Genomic DNA, 17,829 nt, shown 5'->3' with positions numbered 1-17,829 from the left:
TTACTGGGTGGTCGCGGGTGTACGGGTGATCTGTCCGAGTACGGGGGGTACGGGCGGCCGCGGTTCGGGGCCGTGGGCGCGGGTGTCGTCGAAGCTCGCCCGGAGGCGGGCCATCAGCGCGGTCAGCTGGGCCACCTCGTCGTCGCTCCAGTCGCTCAGCCGTTCGGCGAGCAGGTGGCAGGTCCGGCGGGACAGCTGGTCCAGGAGCACCTGGCCGGCCGGCGTCAACCGCAGGATGCGCGAGCGCTTGTCCACCGGGTCGGGGGAGCGTTCGATCCAGCCGCGCTCGGCGACGTGCGCCACGTGCCGGCTGGTCACGGACATGTCCACGGCGAGCAGCTCGGAGAGCCTGCTCATGCGCATGTCTCCGAAGCGCCCGAGCAGGGTCAGGACGGCGGCGGAACCTGCGGGGCACTCGGACGGCATCATCCGCCCGATCTCCCTCTTCACGGCGCCGAAGGCGCTGAACTGACGGATCAGCTCCTCGTATCGCGCCTGCTCGGCCATCACACCTCCCGTATTCGTTGCTTAGGGCAACCATAGGCGCGCTTGGTTGCTACAGGCAAATAAAACGGGGTCGGTGCGGCACAAAAACTTGGCAAAGGCAAGTATTGCGAACGTAAACCTGCGGGTGAGGGCCCGTACAACCACCCTGAGCCCCGCACTTGGGCCCGGCTCCCGGATTCGCTAGGGTCTCTGGGCATGGCTGAGAACCAGGTCCCCCAGGGCAACCACGACCCCGCCGGCAGCACCCAGATGTTCCGCGCGTTCGTCGACGAGGGCCCGCAGGGCCGCCGGCAGCAGACTGCTCCCGCCTCTTCGGGCGGCCCGCGCATCGGCCTCGTCATCGGCGTGGTGGTCGCAGTGGCGATCGTCGCGGCGGTGGCCTGGCTGGCGCTCAAGTAACGGGGCGGGTGCCTGCGGCGGCCTGCGCGGGTTCGGTGGGGGCGGGCGTTGTGCGCAGTTCCCCGCGCCCCTGAATGCCTGCGGCGCAGCTGCGGCCCCGGTGGGGGCGGGTGTAGCGCGGACGGTCTGATGGGCGGTTCGGGGCCGGGGTGAGGACCGGCCCGTCGTGGCGCAGGGGACCGCAACTCCCCAGGGGCGCGGGGAACTGCGCAACCAGCCGCAACGGACCCGCAGCCGCCCGACAACCGACCCGGCACCCCCACAGGCGCACCGCCCACGCCCGGCGCAGCTGCCCGCGGGGAACTGCGCAACCAGCCGCAACGGATCCGCAGTCGCCCGACAACCGACCCGGCGCCCCCACAGGCGCACCGCCCACGCCCGGCGCAGCTGCCCGCGGGGAACTGCGCGACCGGCCACGAAGGACCCGCAGTCGCCCCCCGACCTGACCGGGTGCCCCCTCGGGTGCACCCGGTTCGGTCAGGTCAGTCCGAGATGAGTCCCTCCCGCAGCTGCGCCAGCGTGCGGGTCAGCAGGCGCGAGACGTGCATCTGGGAGATGCCGACCTCCTCGCCGATCTGTGACTGCGTCATGTTGGCGAAGAAGCGCAGCATGATGATCTGCCGCTCCCGGGGCGGGAGTTTGGCCAGCAGCGGCTTCAGGGACTCCCGGTACTCCACGCCCTCCAGGGCCGTGTCCTCGTAGCCGAGGCGGTCCGCGAGGGAGCCCTCGCCGCCGTCGTCCTCCGGGGCCGGAGAGTCCAGCGAGGAGGCGGTGTAGGCGTTGCCGACCGCGAGGCCGTCGACGACGTCCTCCTCGGACACGCCCAGCACGGAGGCGAGTTCGGCCACCGTCGGGGAGCGGTCCAGCTTCTGGGAGAGCTCGTCGCTGGCCTTGGTGAGCGCCAGCCGCAGCTCCTGGAGCCGGCGCGGGACGCGCACCGACCACGAGGTGTCGCGGAAGAACCGCTTGATCTCGCCCACGACGGTCGGCATCGCGAACGTCGGGAACTCCACGCCGCGCTCGCAGTCGAAGCGGTCGATCGCCTTGATCAGGCCGATGGTGCCGACCTGGACGATGTCCTCCATCGGCTCGTTGCGCGAGCGGAAGCGGGCCGCCGCGTAGCGCACCAGCGGGAGGTTGAGTTCGATGAGGGTGTCCCGGACGTAGGCGCGCTCCGGGCTGTTCTCGTCGAGTGCGGCGAGCCGCAGGAAGAGGGAGCGGGACAGGGTGCGGGTGTCGATGGCCCCCGACACGGCCGGGGGAGCCGGGAGGGCCGGGGCCGGTGCGGCCTCGACGGTCGTGATGTCGTCGAGCACTGGCTCAGCCTCGCTCTTCATGAGCGTAAGCACCTTCGAGCTGCCCTGATCTGCGGACATGCCACCCCCTTTGGGTCGCGGGACGGTCGTGGCGAACGCCCCGTGGTGGAACGTCAGCCTTCACCTGAATACCGGTGCCGAAGCCTCGGCAAACGCGCTTCCCGCAGAATGTCACATGTCGGCAACACGCTGTAGTGACATGTCGACATGTGAGACCCGAATACGCCCTGGATAAAGGGGGTCTGATGGTCTTTCGGCACAGAAGTGTCGGGAACGGCGCTGGTGAGCGATTCCCTCGCGCCGGTTACGCCTCGATACTGCTTGCGAACTGCGGTGTTCCGGAACGTGCGACCGTGCGCCCCTTATGCATCGGCTATGCGTCGATCCGATTGGCGGATCGCAGCCGCTGGAAGCTACGCGCGAGTAGCCTCGAAACGTGCATCTGTGAGACGCCGAGTTCCGCGCTGATTTGCGACTGGGTGAGATTGCTGTAGTAGCGCAGCAACAGGATTCGCTGTTCGCGTTCCGGGAGTTGGACCAGGAGATGGCGGACCAGATCGCGGTGCTCCACGCCGTCCAGTGCCGGGTCCTCGTAGCCGAGCCGGTCGAGCAGACCCGGCAGCCCGTCGCCCTCCTGGGCCGCCTCGAGCGAGGTGGCGTGGTACGACCGTCCGGCCTCGATGCAGGACAGCACCTCGTCCTCGGTGATGCGCAGCCGCTCGGCGATCTCGGCGGTCGTCGGGGTCCGTCCGAAGGCGGTCGTCAGATCCTCCGTCGCGCCGTTGACCTGCACCCACAGCTCGTGCAGCCGGCGCGGGACGTGGACCGTGCGGACGTTGTCGCGAAAGTACCGCTTGATCTCGCCGACGACCGTCGGCATCGCGAAGGTCGGGAACTGCACACCGCGGTCCGGGTCGAAGCGGTCGATCGCGTTGATGAGCCCGATGGTGCCGACCTGGATCACGTCCTCCATCGGCTCGTTGCGGGAACGGAAGCGAGCGGCCGCGTAGCGCACGAGCGGGAGGTTGGCCTCGATGAGTGCCGTCCGTACCCGGCTGTGTTCCGGTGTGCCCGGCTGAAGTCCTTTCAACTGGCCGAAGAGCACCTGGGTGAGTGCCCGGGTGTCGGCGCCGCGGCTGCGTGGAGCGGCCTCCTGGCTGGCCTCCTGGGGAGGCGCGGTACTGGCCGACACGGTCAACGCCACCTCTTCGTTGATCAACCCATCCGTCAAAAGCGGTCATAGCATCACAAGACATGTGCACTGTGTGCAAGCACCGCATAACGTTGGGTTACGCCGTGTTGAGGGGCAAGTTGGAGCGGAAGGCGCAGAAAAGCCCCCCACCGTTCCCGGCGGGAGGCTTCGGAGCGCTCGGGCTCAGTAGGCGTAGTCCGCGACCACCCAGGTGGCGAACTCCTTCCACAGCGCCACGCCCGCCTGGTGATCCGGGTGGTCGAGGTACGTCCGCAGCGCGGCAGGGTCCTCGAAGCCGGAGTTGATGGCGAAGTCGTAGGCGATGGGCCGGTCGCTGAGGTTCCAGCCCAGCTCCCAGAAGCGGATCTCGGGGATCTTGGCCTCCAGTGCGCGGAAGGCCTCGGCCCCCGCCACCACGCGCGGGTCGTCGCGTTCGACGCCCTCGTCGAGCTTGAAGAGGACGAGGTGGCGGATCATGGGCGGTCCCTCGGGTCTGTCAGTGCGCCCCGTCGGCCAGCCAGGTGAAGAAGTCGCCGACGGCCTTGGCGGCGTCCGATATGCCCTCGAACCCTATCTGCACGTAGTCGGCGGCCTTCTCCGGGTCCGTGATGATCACGTACAGCACGAAGACCACGACCAAATAGACGGCGATCTTCTTTCCGTTCACCGCCACCGCGGCCTCCCCCGCTTCTGGTGTGTCTGTTCCTTCTGGGGCGCGAGTGTAACCGGGGTGATCAGTACGCACGAAGGGCCCCGTCTCTCGACGAGGCCCTTCTCAAGCGGTAGCGGAGGGATTTGAACCCTCGGTGACTTGCGCCACACTCGCTTTCGAGGCGAGCTCCTTCGGCCGCTCGGACACGCTACCGAGGGAGACCTTACAGCAAGGGGGGGCGTGCTTTGAAATCGGAATTCAGCGCTCGCGGAAGAACTCCGTGAGGAGTCCGGCACACTCCTCCGCGAGGACACCTTCGATGACTTCGGGCCGGTGGTTGAGGCGCCGGTCGCGGACGACGTCCCACAGGGAACCGGCCGCGCCCGCCTTCTCGTCCCGGGCGCCGTAGACCACCCGGTCCACCCGGGACTGGACGATCGCGCCCGCGCACATCGTGCAGGGCTCCAGCGTGACGACGAGCGTGCAGCCGGTCAGCCGCCACTCGCCGAGCTCCGCCGCCGCCCTCCTGATCGCGAGGACCTCCGCGTGCGCGGTCGGATCGCCGCCGGCCTCGCGTTCGTTGTGGCCGGCCGCGAGCACGGTCGTACCGTCCGGAGACAGTACGACGGCGCCCACCGGCACGTCCGCGCCCGCCTTGCCGGCCTCCTCCAGGGCGAGCCGCATCGCGGTCCGCCAGCGGTCGCGTACCGGATCTGCCGCGGTGGTTCCGGTCAGCGGACGGTCTCCAGGACCTCCGAGGCGCCCAGGGACTCGGCGATCTCGGTGAGGGCGTCCTCCGTGAGGGACTTCAGCTCCTTCTCGCTGACGCCCAGGTCGTCGAGGACCTGCGCGTCGCCGACCGGGCCGTGCGGCACGATCTCTCCGGATACGCCCGCCTCGGCGGCGGGGTCGTCGTCGTCCTCGTCCTCACCGTCCTCGGTGCCGTCCAGGTCGAGGGCGTCGAGATCGGGGTCGTCGTCGCCGGGCTCCCTTCCGAGCAGTTCGTCGGTGAGCAGGATCTCGCCGTACGAGCTGCGGGCAGCGGCGGCGGCGTCCGAGACATAGATGCGAGGGTCCTCCTCGCCGTCGATGCGGACGACGCCGAACCAAGCGTCTTCCTGCTCGATCAGTACGAGCACCGTGTCGTCCTCGGCCGCGGCTTCCCGGGCGAGGTCGGCCAGATCCGACAGCGTCTCCACATTGTCGAGGAGCTCTGTGTCGCTCGCTTCCCACCCGTCTTCGGTGCGCGCGAGCAGTGCGGCGAAGTACACCGTGACTCTCCCACTGGTCATAGGCGTGCCGGTTGGGGGTCCCCCCGGCGGAGGTTGTGGGCGGGGAGAGCTCGGCTCCGAGCCCCGCCCACTCGGAATCGTGGCAGAAACAAGGCGTTCAGGGGACGTCTTCGGCACCCTGTGTCCGGTGGTTTTGATCGCACGTGCGTCGGCACGTCGGTGAAGGACTCACCAGCGCACTCGTCGCCGCCACGAGCGGGATCGTACGCGGCTTTCCCAAGGACCCATGCACGGACACCTGTTCAGCGCACCGTCGGTGCGCCGCCGGTGCCCCGACGGGCTCGGGGCGCGTGATCCTCCTTACCAGCGGAAGGTCCGCATACGCATCGCGTGTCGCAGCCGGGCCACCTTCGCTCGGCGTGGCTGCACCCGGTCGCGCAGTTCTCGGGCCTCCGCGAGATCGCGCAGGAACTGCGCGCGACGGCGTCGGCGCTCGGCGTCGGTCTCTTGTGTCGACGGTTCGTGCTCAGGCAGGTCAGGCATCGGTTCACCACCCCAGTCCGTCCCTCCCACCTTCCCCCGGTCGGGCGGTTTGACGCCAGCGCGAGGGGTGCGGTGGACACGGCTACTGTTGTGGACATGCGTCTCCACGTCGTCGACCATCCTCTGGTCGCACACAAACTCACCGCGCTGCGCGACCAGCGCACCGACTCCGCGACCTTCCGTCGTCTCGCCGACGAGCTGGTCACCCTGCTCGCCTACGAGGCCACGCGCGACGTGCGCACCGAGGCGGTCGACATCCGTACGCCGGTCGCCCCGACGACCGGTGTGAAGCTGTCGTATCCGCGCCCGCTGGTGGTGCCGATCCTCCGTGCCGGGCTCGGCATGCTGGACGGCATGGTCCGTCTGCTGCCGACCGCCGAGGTGGGTTTCCTCGGCATGATCCGCAACGAGGAGACGCTTCTGGCCACCACGTATGCCGCGCGCATGCCGGAGGACCTCTCCGGACGGCAGGTCTACGTCCTCGACCCGATGCTCGCGACCGGTGGCACCCTGGTCGCCGCGATCCGTGAGCTGATCAAGCGCGGCGCGGACGACGTGACGGCGGTGGTCCTGCTGGCCGCCCCGGAGGGCGTGGAGATCATGGAGCGCGAGCTGGCGGGCACTCCGGTCACGGTGGTCACGGCCGCGGTCGACGACCACCTCAACGAGCACGGCTACATCGTCCCGGGCCTCGGTGACGCGGGAGACCGCCTGTACGGAGCGGCCGAGTAGGGGTTGCCTCCGGCGGTTGGGCGGGTGCCTGCGGCGGCCTGTTTCGGCTTCGGTGCGGGCGGGTGCAGCGCGATGGGTCCGGTGGTGGGCAGGGGCCGGGGTGAGGGGTATGCGTCCTCGGTCCGGCGGCTCGGTCCCTTGAGTGGTGCCCTGTAACGGACGCCGGCCGCTGCGGGCGGACACCCCCCACCCCGTCCCCGTCACGCCGTACGCGACCACGGGCCCGTCGTGGCGCGCGGTGCGGCGAACGGTCCGTCGTGGCGCACGAGTGGGGATCGGTCCGTCGTGGCGTGGGTGACTGCAACTCCCCAGGGGCGCGGGGAACTGCGCGTCCCGCCGTCCACCGCCGCAGCCGCACAAGATCCTCGCGACGCACCCTCTTAGGCGCCCGGCCCTAGCCCCGCGCACGCGGCCCGCGGGGAACTGCGCGACCAGCAGGCGCGACCCGCCTGCCGTCGACGGTCTGGAGGCGGACGACCAGCGACAGCGGGTCCGCCACAACGGACCCGCGATCGCCCGAGGACCCGGCGCGGCAACCCCACAGGCACCCGGCCCTACGACACCTCAGCAGCTCTTCTTCGACGCCGTAGCCGTCGACCGGGGTGCACTCAGTGCCGCCAGTGCCTTGTCCGCGGCCGCCTTGCTGGTCAGGCTCTTGAAGCCGGTCCCGATGATCAGGTCGACCTCGGCGCCCTTGCGCGTGTCCGTACGGGTCTCGGCGGAGGCCAGCTGCGTCGCGAGGACCGGCAGCGAGGTCTTGAGGGCGGACGACGGACCGAGCAGTACCCCCGTGCCCTTGACCTTCTTGTCGTAGGTCGCCGTCGCGTTGCCCACGTCGCCGATCTTGAAGCCCCGCTTCTTCAGCTCGTCCGCCGTCTTCTTGGCGAGTCCGCCGCGAGCCGTGGCGTTCAGGACGTTGACGGTGATCTGGCCCGGCTTGGGGAGAGGAATCGCGGAAGCGGAGGGGGACGCGCCGGCCTTCGTCGTGCAGTCCCCCTTGGAGCCGACCGCGGAGGCCTCGTCCCCGCCGCCCGTGAACACGTCGACGAGCTGGAGCGTGCCCCAGACGACCAGACTCAGCGCGGCGACGGAGGCCACCACGCCGAACACGAGCCTGCCGCGCCGCCGGGGCCGACGCATCCGGGGGTACTTGTCACCCGTGATCCGGTACTTACCGCCCATGCCGGGGGGCGTCAGCATGCTCATGGGCGCAGCGTAGTGCGCCAGGACGGCAATGCCTACTAGATGATCATTGACCACGGCGCAGGTGAACCCGAAAGGGTCAAACCTTTACAGCGCGGTCACTCAGTCCAGCTCGAGCACACGCGCGTGCAGCACCTGTCGCTGCTGGAGCGCCGCTCGCACCGCGCGGTGCAGCCCGTCCTCCAGGTACAGGTCGCCCTGCCATTTCACGACGTGCGCGAACAGGTCGCCGTAGAACGTCGAGTCCTCGGCGAGCAGGGTTTCCAGGTCGAGCTGGCCCTTGGTCGTCACCAGCTGATCGAGGCGGACCGGGCGCGGTGCGACGTCCGCCCACTGCCGGGTGCTTTCCCGGCCGTGGTCGGGGTACGGCCGGCCGTTTCCGATGCGCTTGAAGATCACACGGAAAGCCTACCGGTCAAGTCGTTCCGGGCGCAGCCTCCTGGCCCGGAGCGTGCGAGTCAAGTGCGTTCAGATCGTGGCCAATATCTGCCAAAGGGGGTAGATGTGACATGGCTGCTGACATATTCGCGGGTGATCGAAAGACAGTTCGGCGCTACCGCCTCGTACCGTTGCTCCCGGCCGAAGGGCGCTACTGAGTGGGAGTCCGCCCCACTGGCCGACGAGAGGCAACAAGTGGGAGACCTGTGACACCGGTCGTCGAACCACCACCACCCGAATCACGCCGGGTTCCGGTCCGGGATCCGGGGGTACGACGAGCCGCTGAGTGGGGCGCTGCACGGAGCGCCCCACTCAGGATCAGCGGTGCTTCTGCTCGCTCGGCGGCTGTGGCTTTGCTTCCTTCATCTGCGGCTTCGGAGTGCTGCGGGCGGCCTCCGCGCGCAGCAGGGCGCGCAGGACCGCGTACGGGTCGGTGGGCATGGCTGTCTTCCTTGCGTAGTGCTGAGCCGGTCGGCCTGGGGGGAACCGGCTCCGTCAGCAGCGCAGGACCACGGAACGCAGGGCGGGCAGGGCGTACGGCGACCGCGGCGGCGCTGGGACGGAGCGGCGCTCGCGGACATCGGGAGCCGTCTCCTGGCGCGGAGCGGGACGCAGGGGTACGGCCGTGCGGTGGGTGGCGCGGGCCGGTGGCCGCAGGGCCGTGTCGAGGACGTCGTACTCGGCGATCTCACCGGCCGCCACGTGCGCCGCGTGCGTCTGGGCGGGGGCGCCGGACGCCAGGAGGGCGAGGAGCAGCACGAGCGTGCGCAGCCAGATGTGGCGGTGCGGAAGGCGTCGTACGGTGCTCACGGAGGTCGTCTCCCCTGCCGACGCGCCTCGTTCATCACTTCGGCGGTGGGATTCACCCGGTCGCAGTAGCGCCCATGCCGGGCCGTACCGGCCGACGGCGCGGACGGCCGCGGTCTCCCGGGCCCGGGTGGGGATTTGCGGTGTGAACTCCACGACTCCGACGACGACCATCCAGATGCCGCCGACCAGGCTGAGCACGGCGACCGATGCGAAGGGGGGCGGTCAGGACGATCCCGGCGGCGAAGGTGAGCGCGCTGAGGAAGATCTGCTCTGGGTGATGCCGCGGATCAGCCGGACGATGCCGATGCCGATCCCCAGGGCGAGCAGCAGGATCGACCGCATCGGGCCGCGCAGACAGAACAGGCCCAGCAGGATCGACGGGCGCCGCTGATGAGGGCAAGGACGCGCAGGGCCGTCGTCATGGGGGAGGGTGCCCAGGGCCGCGACCAGCTGGAAGGCGCCGCCGATCAGGAGGTGGACGCCGACGAGGACACCGGCCGCGAGCAGGGAGGCGTCGGACCAGGACCAGGACCAGGACGCCCGGGATCAGGCGTCTCGCCCTACGCGCCCGAACCGCCCTTCGCCCTTCGAGGGGCTCCTGCACACCCTCGGCCAGCGTGGACCTTGCGGAGGCCGAAGCGGTCGTCGAACTCGGTGAGGTCCATGCGGGAACGCCTGGACACCGCACTCCCACCGGGGTGGGGCCACCCGGCTGACTAGGACTTCTTGGCCGCCTTCGCCGCCGCCTTCATCTCCTGCTTGTGCGCGCGGACCTTGGTCAGCGACTCGGGGCCGGTGATGTCGGCGACGGACCGGAAGGACTTCGGCTCGCCGTACGCGCCCGCGGCCTCGCGCCAGCCCTTCGGCTGAACGCCCAGCTGCTTGCCCAGCAACGCCAGGAAGATCTGTGCCTTCTGCTTCCCGAACCCCGGCAGCTCCTCCAGTCGGCGCAGCAGTTCGCGACCGTCGGCCACGCCCTTCCACACCAGCTCGGCCTGACCGTCGTAGTGCTCGACCAGGTACTGGCACAACTGCTGGATCCGCTTGGCCATCGAGCCGGGGTAGCGGTGCACGGCCGGCTTCTCGGAGAGCAGCGCGGCGAAGGCCTCCGGTTCCTGCGCGGCGATCTCGTGCGCGTCGAGGTCGTCCGCGCCGAGGCGGTCCGCGATGGTGCGGGGGCCCTTGAACGCCCACTCCATCGGGACCTGCTGGTCCAGCAGCATCCCGACCAGCGCGGCGAGCGGGGAGCGGCCGAGGAGTTCGTCGGCCTCGGGGTCCTGGGCGAGGTGAAGGGTGACGTCCATGTCCCCGATCATGCCTGCGCCGACGGCTCGCCTCTACCGGGAGCCGGCGGACTGCTCTCTCCAGTAGCCGAGCGCGTTCACCCGTTCCTTGGGGACGCCGAGATCCTTGCGGACGTACGACGACAGCGCCCTGGTCGTCGCCGTGTCGCAGGCGATCCACACATACGCGTCCGGGTGGCTCGTCAGCAGACCGGGCAGGTCCGCCTTCAGCTGGGCGACCAGATGCGCGCCGGAGTCGAGGCGGAGGACCCGGCGGACATCGTGGCGGGACGGGTCGGTGCGGAAGGGGAGGTCCTCGTCGCCGCCCTCGAACCAGACGGTCGCGGGGGAGGAGTCCAGGGCGCCGAGGAGGGAGTTGAGGGCGGGCAGGGAGGCCGGGTCGCTGATGGCGAAGACGTGGGTGGGCTCGGGGTCGGGGCGCTCGAAGCCGGTTCCGTGGACGGTGGCCTCGATGGTGTCGCCGGGCCTCGCCGTCCGGGCCCAGTCGCTGGCCACGCCGTCGTGCAGCGCGAACTCCAGGGTGAAGGTGCCGGCCGCGGGGTCCGCGTCGACCAGCGTGTACGCGCGCTGGTGCGGTTTGCCCGCGGCGGAGAACCACAGGCGCACCCACATCGTCGGGTGGACGCCGGTGACCGCCAGCATCCCGCCGTCGGTGAGGTGCACCCGCCGGTAGGCGCCGGTGACGTCCTCGGCGCCGGTCACGGTGAACACGAAGTCCTTCGCGCGCAGCAGTCGCAGGACCGCTCCCTCCCAGCCGTGCCCCTGCCCCATGACCGTTTCACCCCTCGCGTACGATTCCCTCACCAAGCAACTTAGGTAAGCCTAACTTAAAGGGAAGCTGGTTCGAGGGTGAGCATCGAGATCTACCGCGACGCCTGGGGGATTCCCCATCTCCGCGCGGGCAGCGCGCGTGAACTCGCCCGCGCCCAGGGCCGGGTCACCGCCCGCGACCGTGCCTGGCAGCTGGAGGTCGAACGGCATCGCGCGCAGGGCACCTCGGCCGCCTTCCTCGGTGCCGGGGCCCTGTCCTGGGACACCCTCGCGAGACGGGCCCGCCTGGACGACACGGCCAGACGCTGCTTCCAAGCGCTGGAGAGACGGGACCCGGAGACGGCCGACTGGGTGCGGGCGTACGTCGACGGCGTGAACGAGGAGCTGCCGGACACGCGGGCACCGGAGTTCGCCCGCGTCGGCCTCGCCCCCGGGCGCTGGGACCCCTGGACCCCGCTCGGCGTCTGGCTCGCCACCCACATCCTGTTCGCCGGCTTCCCGGCCAAGCTCTGGCGGGACGAGGCGCTACGGCACCTGGGCCCGGACGCGGTCGGCCTGTTCGCCGCCGACGGACCGGGCACCTCCGGCAGCAACGGCTGGCTGGTCGCCGGCACCCGCACCACCACCGGCCACGCCGTCCTCGCGGGCGACCCGCACCGCTACATCGAGGAACCCGGCGTCTACCAGCAGATCCGGCTCTCCTGCCCCGAGTTCGACGTCGTCGGCCTCGCCGTCCCCGGCGTCCCCGGCATCGCCCACTTCGGCCACACCGGCACGGTCGCCTGGTCCATCACCAACGCCATGGCCGACTACCAGGACCTGTACCGGGAGCGACTGCGCCGCACGGGGGCCGGGGTGGAGGCCCTCGGCCCGGACGGCGTCTGGCACCGCGCCACCCGGCACACCGAGACGGTCGAGGTGGCGGGCGAGGTGCCGGTCGAGATCGAGGTGATCGAGACCGGGCGGGGGCCGGTGATCGCGGGGGGTCCGGAAGGGCTGGACGGGGGAGTGCCGGAGGAGGAGCGGCCGGGTTTCCCGGGCACACCCGTGGCCCTCTCCCTCCGCTACCCGCCCCGGGTCACCGAGGACCTCGGCTTCAGTGCCCTGCTCCCTCTGCTCCGGGCCCGCCGTACCGCCGACGTGGACCGGGCGTTCGACCTGTGGGCCGAACCCGTCAACGTCGTCCAGGCCGCCGACACCGAGGGCGGGCTGCTGCACCGGGTCGCCGGAAGGGTCCCCGTGCGCGCGGAGGCCAACCGGCTGCATCCCGTCCCCGCCTGGGAGCCAGGCCACGACTGGCAGGGCTGGCACGACGCTCCCCGCGCCGGTCTCACCGACGGCATCGCCGTGATGGCCAACCAGCGCGGCCCCGCCGCCCCGCTCGGCGTCGAGTTCGCACCGCCCCACCGGGCCGACCGCATCACCGCCCTGCTGCGGGAGAAGGAGCAGTGGTCGGCCGCCGACATGCCCCGGATCCACATGGACACCCATCTCGCCTCGGCGCAGCCCCTGCTGGATCACATCAAGGCTCTGGACGGACTGAGCCCCGAGGCCGTGGCCACGAGGGAGACGATCCTTCGCTGGGATCGCCGCATGGTCGCGAGCAGCCGGGAGGCCGCCCTCTACGCCGCCGTCCGCAGCGCGGTCGTACGACGGCTCGCCGCCCACCCCGCGTTCGCGGCCCTGACCGCCCCGCCCGCCTACCCCGACGTCCTCCTCCCCTGGCTCGGCCTCGTCCCCCGTGTCGCCTTCGCGCTCGAACACCTCCTGCGCGCCGAGGAGTTGTACGGCATCGACCGCGCCGGGATCGTGCGGGCCGCCGTGGAGGAAGTGGCCGCCGATCCGCCGCGGGGCACCTGGGGCGACACCCATCGCCTCGCCCCCTGGCGGGCGCTCCCCGAGGACGAGCGGGAGGCCGCGGCCCTCTCCGCCGCCCTCTCCGGCGACCACGACTGCGTCCTGTGCACCTCCGCGGTCCCCGGACTCACGGACCTCGCCGCCCGCGGCCCGGCCGCCCGTTACGTCTGGGACCTGGCCCGCCGCGAGGACAGTCTCTGGGTGGTCCCGCTGGGCGCCTCCGGCGTGCCCGGCTCACCCCATCACCGCGACCAACTCCCCCTGTGGCTCAGGGGAGATCTTGTCCCGGTCGGCACCGACTGGCAGCACCTGACGAAGGAAGTTCGATGAGACCGAAGTCCGAGACTCCCGCCCGTGAAGCGGTCCACACCCAGACAGTGGACGGCTTCGGCACCGTCCGTGTCCTGCGGCTCGACCCGCACGCCGACGCCGCGACCGTCCACGCCTGGGTGCGTGAGGAACGGGCCGCGTTCTGGGGCATGAACGGCCTCACGAAGGAGCAAGTGGCCGAGATCTACGCCCATTTGGACACCCTCGACACCCACCACGCCTATCTCCTGGAGAAGGACGGCGAACCGGCCGGACTCCTGCAGACCTACGAGCCGGAGGCGGACCGCGTCAGCGAGTGCTACCCCGTGGAACCCGGCGACATCGGCATCCACCTGCTGCTGCCGCCCCCCGGCCCGCACGGCCCGCACCCCGGCTGGTCGTCGGCGCTGCTGTCCACCGTGGCCTCGTACGTGCTGCTGGTCCTGGACAAACGGCGGGTCGTGGTCGACCCCGACGTGCGCAACGAGAAGGCCATCGCCCGTTTCCTGAAGCAGGGTTTCGTGGCCGGAGCCACGGTCGTGCTGCCGGAGATCGACCTCCCGGACGTGCACCTGCCCGAGAAGCAAGCCCAACTGGCGTTCCTGACAAGGGAGGTAGCCTTCCCGGGTGACGCCTGACGACCTCGTCGCCCACTACGGCCTGATACCGATTCCCCGCGAGGGCGGGCTGTTCCGGCAGACCTGGGCGGGCGAGGAACGTGGCGACGGCAGGCCGCACGGCACGGCGATCGTCGCCCTCCTCACCGCCGACGACTACTCCGCCCTGCACCGCCTGCCCAGCGACGAGATCTGGCACCACTACCTCGGCGACCCGCTGGACCTCCTGCTCCTCGCCCCGGACGGCACGACGGCCACCCCGGTCCTGGGCCCGGACATACGCGCCGGCCAGCACCCCCAGCTGACCGTCCCCGCGGGCACCTGGATGGGGGCCAGGACCCGCGGCGCGTGGACCTTCTTCGGCTGCACCATGGCGCCCGGCTTCACCTACGAGGACTACGAACACGGGGACGCTGCCGAACTGACGGCGCGTTATCCGTCCCAGGCCGCGCGCATCGCGGGACTGTGCCGCCCATGAGACTCCTGGAAGGGCAGGTCGCCCTGGTCACGGGTGCGGGCGGCGGCATCGGGCGGGGGATCGCGCTGCGGTTCGCCGAGGAGGGTGCGGCGGTCGCACTCCATTGCCGTACGGCAGTGGCGGCGGCCCGTGAAGTGGCGTCCCGGATCGAGGACTCGGGCGCCCGGGCCGTCGTACTGGAAGCGGATCTGCGGGACGAGGACGAGTGCCACCGGCTGGTCCGGGAGGCCGCCGCGTGGGGCGGTCGGCTGACCGCCCTGGTCAACAACGCGGGTGTGCAGCCCACTCAGCCCCTGCCCGGGATGACGGCGGCGGACTGGCGCGCGGTCGTGGACACCAACCTGACCGGTGTCTTCGCGTGTACCCAGGCGGCGGCCGAGGTCATGGGACCGGGCGGCTGCGTGATCCACATCGCGTCCATCGAGGCGCGCCACCCCGCACCCGAGCACGCCCACTACTCCGCCTCCAAGGCCGCGATCGTGATGCACGCGCGGTCGGCGGCCCTGGAGTACGGACCGCGGGGCATCCGTGTGAACACGGTCTCGCCCGGGCTGATCGACCGGGCGGGGCTGGCGGAGGCCTGGCCGGAGGGGGTGGAGCGGTGGGTGCGGAAAGCGCCGCTCGGGCGGCTCGGTCGGCCCGAGGACGTGGCCGACGCGTGTGTGTTCCTGGCCTCACCGCTCGCGTCCTGGGTCACCGGGCACGACCTGGTCGTGGACGGCGGGGTGTCCGCCAGGCCGACGTGGTGAGCGCTCGGGGGTTCGCGTGCGTACCTATCGGGAAGACCGCGAGCCCAGGTACGGAGTAGTGACGTGAGGTGTGAGCGTGCAGGCAGCAGCACAGGCCGGCGAGGGCGAGGACTTCAAGGGCTGGTGCTGCTGGGCACCGTGCTGGTCCTGCTCCTCTTCGGCGGTGCGGGAGCGGCGTCGGCCCACGCGGCCCTCCGGGCCACCGACCCCGAGGACGGAAGCGTCCTCAGGTCCGCCCCCCGGGACATCACCCTGACCTTCACCGAGTCCGTCGGCCTGCTCGACGACTCCTTCCGGGTGCTCGACCCCGACGGCAAGCGCCTGAAGGTCACTGACGCCGGACACGGTGCGGGCGGCTCGGACACGGCCAGTGTCTCGCTGCCCGCCGAGCTCACCCAGGGCACCTACACGGTGGCCTGGCGGGTGGTCTCGGCCGACAGCCACCCGGTCTCCGGCGCCTTCACCTTCTCGGTCGGCAAACCCTCCCCGGCCACCGTGGTCATGGACACCGGCCCGACCGAGGACCCGGCCACGGAGAGCCTCTTCAACATGGGCCGCTACCTGGCCTACCTCGCCGCCGCCCTGCTCATCGGCACGGCCGTCTTCCTCCTCGCCTGCCGCCCGCCGGAGCCGTCCCGGCTGCGCAGGCTCCTGTGGGCGGGCTGGGGCACCCTGCTCGGCTCGACCGTGTTCCTGCTGGTGCTGCGGGCGCCGTACGAGTCGGGGGCGGGCCCGGCCTCCGCCTTCTCGCTGACGGCCTTCGAACGCACCCTGACCACCCGCCCGGGCGAGGCGCTCCTGGTCCGCCTGGCGCTGCTGCTCGCCGGGTACTTCTTCGTCGTACGACTGCTGCGGCTCGGGGAGTCGAGGCTGCCCCGCTCCTGGCAGGCGGCGGGCGGCGCGCTGGCCGTGGGTCTCGCGCTGACCTGGGCCGCCGCCGAGCACGCGTCCGCCGGGATCCAGGTGCCGGTGGCGATGACGTCCGCGGTGCTGCACGTCCTCGCGATGGCGGTCTGGCTGGGCGGCCTCGCGGCCCTGCTCACCACGCTGTACCGGGCGTCGTCGCAGATCCCGGCCGTCGTCGTCGCCCGTTTCTCCCGGCTGGCCTTCGCCTCCGTGACCGTCCTCGTCGGCACCGGCGTCTACCAGTCCTGGCGCGGCCTCGGCTCCTGGGACGCGGTCACCGGCACGACGTACGGCCATCTGCTCGTCTTCAAGCTGCTCGCGGTGACAGGGCTGCTGGGGGCGGCGCGGCTGTCGCGGCAGTGGACGGGACGGCTCGTGACGGCCGGGGCGCAGGTCGAGGCGGAGTCCGTCGTACGGGAGCGGGTGCCGGAGCCGGTGGGGGGACCGCCGGCCGCCTCCGATGCGCAGCGGGAGCCCGCCGCCCCGGGGGGAGACTCCCCGGCGTACCGGCGTGGCCTGCGCCGTTCCGTCCTCGCCGAAGTGGCCGTCGGGGTCGTGGTCCTGGTGCTCAGCACCGTACTGAGCGGCACGCTGCCCGGCCGGGCGGAGGCCGAGGCCGCCGAGGCGGGCCCGGCCACGGGCGGACTGCCGGCCGCGTCCCTGACCGACGTCCCCTTCTCCGTGGGGGGCGCCACGGGCCGGGTGCAGATCACCCTCGACCCGGGCCGCACCGGCGACAACTCGGTCCAGGCCATCGTCTACGCGGCCGACGGAGGCCTCGCCACCGTCCCCGAACTCCGGCTCTCCTTCACCCTCCCGGCCAAGGAGATCGGCCCGATCGACGCCGAACTGAAGGACAAGGGCGGCTACTGGGGCACGAACGACCTCACCCTCCCCCTCGCGGGCGACTGGCGGATGAAGACGACGATCAGGGTCTCCGACGTCGACCAGGTCAGCGTGACGAAGACGGTGAGGATCGTGGGCTGAGCAGGCCGGCCATGGTCTCGGCGGCCTGTACGGCGGCGGCTCCGCAGCAGTTGTTGAACAGGACGTGGAGCTCGTCCACCTGCTCGGCCAGGGCGTGCAACCGCGGTAACCACTCGGTGAGTTCGGCGCGCCGGTAGTCGTACCGGAAACGCTCCTCCTTGCTGCCGCGCCCCCAGGAGGCACTGCGTCCGTGGAAGCGCACGACGGAGAGCCGGGGTGCGGTGACGGGGGTGACCGGCGGCAGGGAGGTGGGCAGGTCCTGGCTCATGTCCACGGCCACGGCGGCGAAGCCGTACGTGCTCAGCAGCGCACAGGTGAGGTCCCGCTGCCGCTCCCCCCACCAGGACGGATGCCGGAACTCCACATGGACGGGCCATCCGGCGGTCCGCGCCGCGGTCTCCTCCAGGAACCGCTCCGCCCGCGCCCCGGGCCGCAGCCACGGCGGGAACTGGAACAGCACCCCACCGAGCCGCCCGGCCTCCCGCAACGGCTCGATCCCGGCGGCGAACCGCGCCCACACCTCGTCAGGAGCCACGTCCGCGAGGGCGGCCTGCTTCACCGGATGCCCGGTGAGCGGTGCGTACGCCTTCACGTCGAACACGAATCCCGCAGGCGTGCGCTCCACCCACAGACGGCTGTTGCGCTCACTGGGCAGGGCGTAGAACGTGCCGTCCACCTCCACCACCGGGAACCGCTCGGTGTAGTACCGCAACCGTCCCTCGGCGTCCCGCCGACCGGGCGGGTACCAACCGCTGCGGACGAGCGCTGGATCGGTCCAGGAGCAGGTGCCGACAAGGATGCTGGTCATGGGGAGTGGGTACCGACTT

23 protein-coding genes and 1 tRNA gene are annotated in these 17,829 nt (G+C 71.2%); 8 read left to right on the top strand and 16 right to left on the bottom strand.

Annotation, left to right across the window (positions count from 1 at the left end; all coding sequences use genetic code 11):
• Positions 1-507 (bottom strand): MarR family winged helix-turn-helix transcriptional regulator, encoded by a 507-nt coding sequence (locus QF027_RS23935; protein WP_306979169.1) that lies wholly within the window; start codon positions 505-507, stop codon positions 1-3.
• Positions 508-702: 195 nt separating this feature from the next.
• Here QF027_RS23935 and QF027_RS23930 point away from each other — a divergent pair, with 195 nt between their 5' ends.
• Positions 703-906, top strand: a complete 204-nt coding sequence (locus QF027_RS23930) for a hypothetical protein (RefSeq protein ID WP_306979171.1) — start codon at positions 703-705, stop codon at positions 904-906.
• 482 nt (positions 907-1,388) lie between these two features.
• Here QF027_RS23930 and QF027_RS23925 read toward each other — a convergent pair whose 3' ends face one another.
• From QF027_RS23925 to QF027_RS23890, 8 genes are all read right to left on the bottom strand, one after another.
• Positions 1,389-2,282 (bottom strand): RNA polymerase sigma factor SigF, encoded by an 894-nt coding sequence (locus QF027_RS23925; RefSeq protein WP_306979173.1) that lies wholly within the window; start codon positions 2,280-2,282, stop codon positions 1,389-1,391.
• Positions 2,283-2,595: 313 nt separating this feature from the next.
• Positions 2,596-3,453, bottom strand: a complete 858-nt coding sequence (locus tag QF027_RS23920) for an RNA polymerase sigma factor SigF (protein ID WP_306979175.1) — start codon at positions 3,451-3,453, stop codon at positions 2,596-2,598.
• Positions 3,454-3,597: 144 nt separating this feature from the next.
• A complete protein-coding gene (locus QF027_RS23915; RefSeq protein ID WP_306979177.1) occupies positions 3,598-3,891 on the bottom strand; it encodes a Dabb family protein in 294 nt (97 codons plus the stop codon).
• Positions 3,892-3,910: 19 nt separating this feature from the next.
• On the bottom strand, positions 3,911-4,087 hold the full coding sequence (locus QF027_RS23910; RefSeq protein ID WP_306979179.1) for a hypothetical protein: 177 nt from the start codon (positions 4,085-4,087) through the stop codon (positions 3,911-3,913).
• Positions 4,088-4,194: 107 nt separating this feature from the next.
• Positions 4,195-4,279 (bottom strand) — tRNA-Ser (locus QF027_RS23905).
• Between the two features lie 45 nt (positions 4,280-4,324).
• On the bottom strand, positions 4,325-4,750 hold the full coding sequence (tadA, locus tag QF027_RS23900) for a tRNA adenosine(34) deaminase TadA (RefSeq protein WP_307076975.1): 426 nt from the start codon (positions 4,748-4,750) through the stop codon (positions 4,325-4,327).
• A gap of 47 nt (positions 4,751-4,797) precedes the next feature.
• Complete coding sequence (locus QF027_RS23895; protein ID WP_306986626.1) at positions 4,798-5,337, bottom strand: tRNA adenosine deaminase-associated protein; 540 nt, start codon at positions 5,335-5,337, stop codon at positions 4,798-4,800.
• Between the two features lie 321 nt (positions 5,338-5,658).
• The gene (locus QF027_RS23890; RefSeq protein ID WP_306979184.1) at positions 5,659-5,841 is read right to left on the bottom strand and encodes a hypothetical protein; all 183 of its coding nucleotides are present in this window, start codon (positions 5,839-5,841) and stop codon (positions 5,659-5,661) included.
• A 96-nt stretch (positions 5,842-5,937) separates the two neighbouring features.
• Here QF027_RS23890 and upp point away from each other — a divergent pair, with 96 nt between their 5' ends.
• Positions 5,938-6,573 carry a uracil phosphoribosyltransferase gene (gene upp / locus QF027_RS23885; RefSeq protein ID WP_306979186.1) on the top strand — a complete coding sequence of 212 codons (636 nt, stop codon included), beginning with the start codon at positions 5,938-5,940 and terminating at the stop codon, positions 6,571-6,573.
• 564 nt (positions 6,574-7,137) lie between these two features.
• Here the strand turns inward: upp and QF027_RS23880 are convergent.
• The 4 genes from QF027_RS23880 to QF027_RS23865 form a co-directional block, all read right to left on the bottom strand.
• A complete protein-coding gene (locus QF027_RS23880) occupies positions 7,138-7,779 on the bottom strand; it encodes a LytR C-terminal domain-containing protein (RefSeq protein WP_307076973.1) in 642 nt (213 codons plus the stop codon).
• Positions 7,780-7,878: 99 nt separating this feature from the next.
• Positions 7,879-8,175 (bottom strand): type II toxin-antitoxin system VapB family antitoxin, encoded by a 297-nt coding sequence (locus QF027_RS23875; protein WP_003999914.1) that lies wholly within the window; start codon positions 8,173-8,175, stop codon positions 7,879-7,881.
• A gap of 357 nt (positions 8,176-8,532) precedes the next feature.
• Entirely contained in the window at positions 8,533-8,655 is a 123-nt protein-coding gene (locus QF027_RS23870) for a hypothetical protein (protein WP_306979192.1), read from the bottom strand.
• Between the two features lie 54 nt (positions 8,656-8,709).
• Positions 8,710-9,024: a hypothetical protein gene (locus QF027_RS23865; protein WP_307082473.1), complete on the bottom strand. Its 315-nt coding sequence runs from the start codon at positions 9,022-9,024 to the stop codon at positions 8,710-8,712.
• Positions 9,025-9,166: 142 nt separating this feature from the next.
• On the opposite strand from QF027_RS23865, the gene QF027_RS49660 reads away from it, so the two are divergent.
• Entirely contained in the window at positions 9,167-9,415 is a 249-nt protein-coding gene (locus QF027_RS49660) for a hypothetical protein (RefSeq protein WP_373432431.1), read from the top strand.
• Positions 9,416-9,740: 325 nt separating this feature from the next.
• On the opposite strand, the gene QF027_RS23855 is transcribed toward QF027_RS49660, so the two are convergent.
• Together QF027_RS23855 and QF027_RS23850 are read right to left on the bottom strand one after the other, a co-directional pair.
• The gene (locus QF027_RS23855) at positions 9,741-10,328 is read right to left on the bottom strand and encodes an HhH-GPD-type base excision DNA repair protein (RefSeq protein ID WP_307076971.1); all 588 of its coding nucleotides are present in this window, start codon (positions 10,326-10,328) and stop codon (positions 9,741-9,743) included.
• Between the two features lie 33 nt (positions 10,329-10,361).
• Positions 10,362-11,099 (bottom strand): siderophore-interacting protein, encoded by a 738-nt coding sequence (locus QF027_RS23850; protein WP_307076968.1) that lies wholly within the window; start codon positions 11,097-11,099, stop codon positions 10,362-10,364.
• Between the two features lie 78 nt (positions 11,100-11,177).
• Here QF027_RS23850 and QF027_RS23845 point away from each other — a divergent pair, with 78 nt between their 5' ends.
• From QF027_RS23845 to QF027_RS23825, 5 genes are all read left to right on the top strand, one after another.
• Positions 11,178-13,286 (top strand): penicillin acylase family protein, encoded by a 2,109-nt coding sequence (locus tag QF027_RS23845; protein ID WP_307076966.1) that lies wholly within the window; start codon positions 11,178-11,180, stop codon positions 13,284-13,286.
• Positions 13,283-13,903 carry a GNAT family N-acetyltransferase gene (locus QF027_RS23840; protein ID WP_307076964.1) on the top strand — a complete coding sequence of 207 codons (621 nt, stop codon included), beginning with the start codon at positions 13,283-13,285 and terminating at the stop codon, positions 13,901-13,903. Before QF027_RS23845 ends, QF027_RS23840 begins: the two co-directional genes overlap by 4 nt.
• Positions 13,893-14,360, top strand: a complete 468-nt coding sequence (locus QF027_RS23835; protein WP_306979205.1) for a cupin domain-containing protein — start codon at positions 13,893-13,895, stop codon at positions 14,358-14,360. The genes QF027_RS23840 and QF027_RS23835 overlap by 11 nt, the downstream gene beginning before the upstream one ends.
• Entirely contained in the window at positions 14,357-15,109 is a 753-nt protein-coding gene (locus tag QF027_RS23830; RefSeq protein ID WP_306979207.1) for an SDR family NAD(P)-dependent oxidoreductase, read from the top strand. Before QF027_RS23835 ends, QF027_RS23830 begins: the two co-directional genes overlap by 4 nt.
• A gap of 123 nt (positions 15,110-15,232) precedes the next feature.
• The gene (locus QF027_RS23825; protein ID WP_307076962.1) at positions 15,233-17,002 is read left to right on the top strand and encodes a copper resistance CopC/CopD family protein; all 1,770 of its coding nucleotides are present in this window, start codon (positions 15,233-15,235) and stop codon (positions 17,000-17,002) included.
• On the opposite strand, the gene QF027_RS23820 is transcribed toward QF027_RS23825, so the two are convergent.
• Complete coding sequence (locus QF027_RS23820) at positions 16,968-17,810, bottom strand: DUF72 domain-containing protein (protein ID WP_307076960.1); 843 nt, start codon at positions 17,808-17,810, stop codon at positions 16,968-16,970. The genes QF027_RS23825 and QF027_RS23820 overlap by 35 nt on opposite strands.
• Positions 17,811-17,829: the final 19 nt, after the last annotated feature.

Origin of the sequence: Streptomyces canus, assembly GCF_030816965.1 — a bacterium.
GTDB lineage: Bacteria > Actinomycetota > Actinomycetes > Streptomycetales > Streptomycetaceae > Streptomyces > Streptomyces canus_E.
The sequence above is the reverse complement of the archived record's forward strand: the minus strand, read 5'-3'. Positions and strand labels throughout refer to the sequence as shown.